This is a genomic window from Moorena sp. SIO4E2 (genome assembly GCF_010671945.1).
Classification (GTDB): domain Bacteria; phylum Cyanobacteriota; class Cyanobacteriia; order Cyanobacteriales; family Coleofasciculaceae; genus Moorena; species Moorena producens.
Genome location: NZ_JAAHIE010000637.1, coordinates 1 through 3745 on the forward strand (window position 1 = coordinate 1; position 3745 = coordinate 3745).

A 3745-nucleotide genomic window follows, 5' to 3' on the forward strand; every position below is an offset into this window, starting at 1 on the left:
ATTACAACAAAAAAAATTAACAACATTATTCAATAATATCGATGCTGATTCAGGTGGAACTCTCAACCAAGATGATTTTCATCTGATTTTGAATAAACTGGCTAGTTCACGAGGGCTAAAACCTAATTCTTGGCAATATGCTTATCTGCGTTCAATCTTGGTTTCCATGTGGAATAACTTGAGTTTGGCTGATCAAAACAGCGATGCAGAAATCACCCTTGAGGAATGGTTTAAGTATTACGACAATCTGATTCACTCAGATGCCTATGAACCCCTTATTCAATTGCAATGTGATGTCTTTTTTGCTTTACTTGATGAGGATGACAATGGAGAAATTAGTCAGCAAGAGTATGTAGATTTAGTAAGTGCCTATGGTGTTGATGCTAGTTGGGCAAGGGAAAATTTTTGCAAACTCGATTTGAATAGTGATGGACATATCTCTCAGGAAGAGCTTTTTACCTTGATGGATGAATTTTTACGCAGTGATAACCCAAAATCTCCGGGAAATTACTTTTGGGGTTCTTATTAAATTTTTACGGTATTAATCTCAGCTATTTTCCATGGCTCGAATTCGACGTTCAGACATTACCGAATTTTATTTGGCAATATTTTATTGTCCAATAGATGTAGAAATCAATAAGACTGGGTAGACCTCTTGCTATTTAGTTAGTCCTAAACTTCTTACACAACAAGGGATACCCAGATTATTTACTATATAGCACTACGCATTAAGGTGTTTGACATTCCTAAACTCCGAAACTTAGTCATAGCTTACTTCTGACTTCTGACTTCTGACTTCTGACTTACCCGTAGCGCTATACCACTTGATAAAACCCATCAACTATTTCTTCCAAGGAAACTTAGTACCCATTTCAGTTAGGGCAGAAAATACCAGATACAGGATCAGTAAACCAACAGTAGCTAGAAACAAAACGATATCATTATCCATAAAATTAAGGGAATCGGGAATCGGGAATCGGGAATCGGGAATCGGGAATCGGGGATAATAATTGACGCCAATATAACATAAAAATTAGTTGATATAATTATAGTAAATAAAGACTCCCTTGAGCAGGACTTTTCCACAGTTTAACGCTTTTATTCCGGGAGGTTTTTGTTTGCGTTCGCGAAGCGGTTCCAAAGGAAAATAGCATCCTTAGATAGGATATTTAAATTCAGCGTTGCTGAATTACGGGATGAATGAGGGATAGACAGGTATCTGCTTTGGTGGCACCGGCACTCAAGAGCAAACATTTAAACTATATCCCCTTGTGCGACATGAGATACCAACCAAAACCAAAAAATCGAAACGCCCAGCATCCAGGTAAATGTCCTTTCGGTGCTTGAGTAATGTCAAAGATCAGATCTTTGTAACTATCCATCTGCCAACCAACACGCTTGACAAACTCAACCGACTCATTAGATATGATTCCAGAGTCTTGTATTGATAATTTTTCTACAGATTGTTTATTATCAATATAAATTTTCTTTTGGATACTAAATCCAAATTTATCGGAACTATATTTTATCCATAACTTATCAATAGCTAAGAGGTCAGTAGTGGGAAAGTTTTTTATCTCTTCTGGTCTGATCCAATCTCCCTCTTTACGACCAACTACTTCTAGCATTACAAGGTATGTCTCATAGTCTGCTTCTCTCCACTTACCTTCCGAAAGAAGCTGCTGTAGCTTTGAATAATCAACGCTATGTCTTGGATAATAATTATCGTTACTCATCGTAATACCTGCCGAAGTTTTACGTTAATAGCCTTAGGAAAAGGTAGAGGATTGACCAGCTCTATTGTTACTTTATGGCACCAGCCCGATCCAGAGGCCAAAATCGTTTAGTAGCTTTCCCAATAATATTTTCCCTAGGGACAAATCCCCAATGGTGACTGTCATAACTATTATTACGGTTATCTCCTAGGACAGTGTAAGAATCAGGCGGCACTGTTACAGGACCCCAGCTGTACTGAGGGGGTTCTTCAATATAGTTTTCTTCCAACGGTTGATTATTAACATAAACCTTGCCACCATTGACTTCTATCTTATCTCCTGGGAGACCAATGATCCGACTAATAAATGCATCTTTAAAATTTTGCTCTTTTAGTTTCTCCGTTGGCAAAAAAACTACAATATCTTTTCGTTGTATCTCTTGGAAAGAGTAACTCCACTTGTTGATAATTAAACGATCATTAATTTGCAGTGTCGGCAGCATTGATCCTGATGGGATATAGCGAGCTTCTACCAGATTTCTCGATAAGGGCGCAATCAAAGCAGTCAAAATTATGAAAATAGCAACGATGATTATAGTGTTTTTTGTTCTTTCTCTACGAACTGGTGATGCCACATAAGCGTAATATGCAACAATACCTTGAAAAATAATTGGAGCTAATGGGAAAATGGTTGAGGCTATAAATAAAACCAATAATAAAATACCAATTAAATATTTTTTTAGATAGAAATGACCCAGTCCTGGAATTATTCTTGATAAAAAAACAGCTAGCCACGGATCTTTATTGTCTTTCCTTAGGCGTTCAAAGCTTAAATTATTGACTTTTCTAGTACAACTATAGGCATCAAAAAGATTCCATAAACTAATTATTATAGCAGCTATCAAAAAAATGAAACCGAGACCTGTATTTGTCGTCGTGTCAAAAACTATTAACCATACACCCAAACTCAATAAGAGAATTTCAGTAACTATCAAAATCCATCCTCGAATGGATTTGCCTCCATAGAGTTGACCTAATCCCGGCCAAAAAGATGATAAATTGACCGCCAGCCAAGGTTCTTTTCCCGAATTAGATTGAGATAAAATTTGTCCTGATTGAGACATGAATTGCTTTTACAACAACCTGATGATACTCGAATTTTGCACCTTTTTAGCTCACATTACCATACACTCTCACATCTATTCCATAATGATTTATCTCGAATTGTTAAATCATTTAACTAAATTTAACTAAAAATTACGGCGTTGCTGAATCAGGGTATGATTTTCAACATGTGCGTTCGCAAAGCGGTTCTTTTGGAACATCGCTCTCCCCTTTTAAACTTCCGAATCTATCTCCCTATAACCGGTATTCAACCGGGTGGACTCACTTTTGCAAAAATACGACCATTGAAGGCTAATATCATCTCAGGATAATTACCCTGAATAAAAATCTCCCCTATCCCCCCATCTGCCCACCCTCCCCACCCTCCCCTGATTTATAGATTTACAACAAAAAGATGCACCCTATTCAACCTTCCTCCTGTTCCTGCTCAAAAGATAGCAATTGGTCAAGCCAACCCTGAAACTCTTCAACAGAAGCAATAGTAATTCCTTGTCGATGCAAGGTTTTCAACACAGAGACCGACTCAATCTGGTTAATTGTCTCAACCAACTCCCTTGGCACATCCTCAAATCGTACCTGAAGGACTTCCAAAAGAGTCTCTCGACTAGTTTGGAGAATGCCTTCTTCCATCCCCTCTTTACGAGCAAGGCGCTCTATACTGGTAACATAGGGCATTGTGCTTTCCTCCTCAAAACGTCTGACTTGCTGTTTAAACCCAATCTGAAAGCTATCCGGTAATGTCATCATCCAGTCGATGAGCCGGAATAATTCTAGGATATCTTGTCTACTATACCCTCGTTGATAAAGACTCTTGGCAATGGTTAATTTGCCCTGATACCGTCCCTCGGGATTTTGAACAGTTTGCTGAGTGGTGCGATGTGCAGCCACAATCACAGCAAAAGGATT

Annotated in this window: 3 protein-coding genes and 1 pseudogene; 1 reads left to right on the forward strand and 3 read right to left on the reverse strand. The window is 38.2% G+C overall.

The window, feature by feature from the left end:
• Nucleotides 1–529 (forward strand): EF-hand domain-containing protein (locus F6K37_RS34545; RefSeq protein ID WP_287255332.1); only part of this gene is annotated, 529 nt, incomplete at its 5' end.
• 730 nt (nucleotides 530–1259) lie between these two features.
• Here the strand turns inward: F6K37_RS34545 and F6K37_RS34550 are convergent.
• From F6K37_RS34550 to F6K37_RS34560, 3 genes and pseudogenes are all read right to left on the reverse strand, one after another.
• A complete protein-coding gene (locus tag F6K37_RS34550) occupies nucleotides 1260–1736 on the reverse strand; it encodes a GUN4 domain-containing protein (protein ID WP_009149707.1) in 477 nt (158 codons plus the stop codon).
• A gap of 67 nt (nucleotides 1737–1803) precedes the next feature.
• The gene (gene lepB, locus F6K37_RS45820; protein WP_009149709.1) at nucleotides 1804–2838 is read right to left on the reverse strand and encodes a signal peptidase I; all 1035 of its coding nucleotides are present in this window, start codon (nucleotides 2836–2838) and stop codon (nucleotides 1804–1806) included.
• Nucleotides 2839–3244: 406 nt separating this feature from the next.
• Nucleotides 3245–3745, reverse strand: a pseudogene (locus F6K37_RS34560) (transposase); the annotation flags it as partial.

Excerpts from the sequence above, each read along its gene's own strand:
- F6K37_RS34550 (WP_009149707.1), bottom strand. The coding sequence starts at position 1,736 with ATGAGTAACGATAATTATTATCCAAGACATAGCGTTGATTATTCAAAG.
- lepB (WP_009149709.1), bottom strand. The coding sequence starts at position 2,838 with ATGTCTCAATCAGGACAAATTTTATCTCAATCTAATTCGGGAAAAGAA.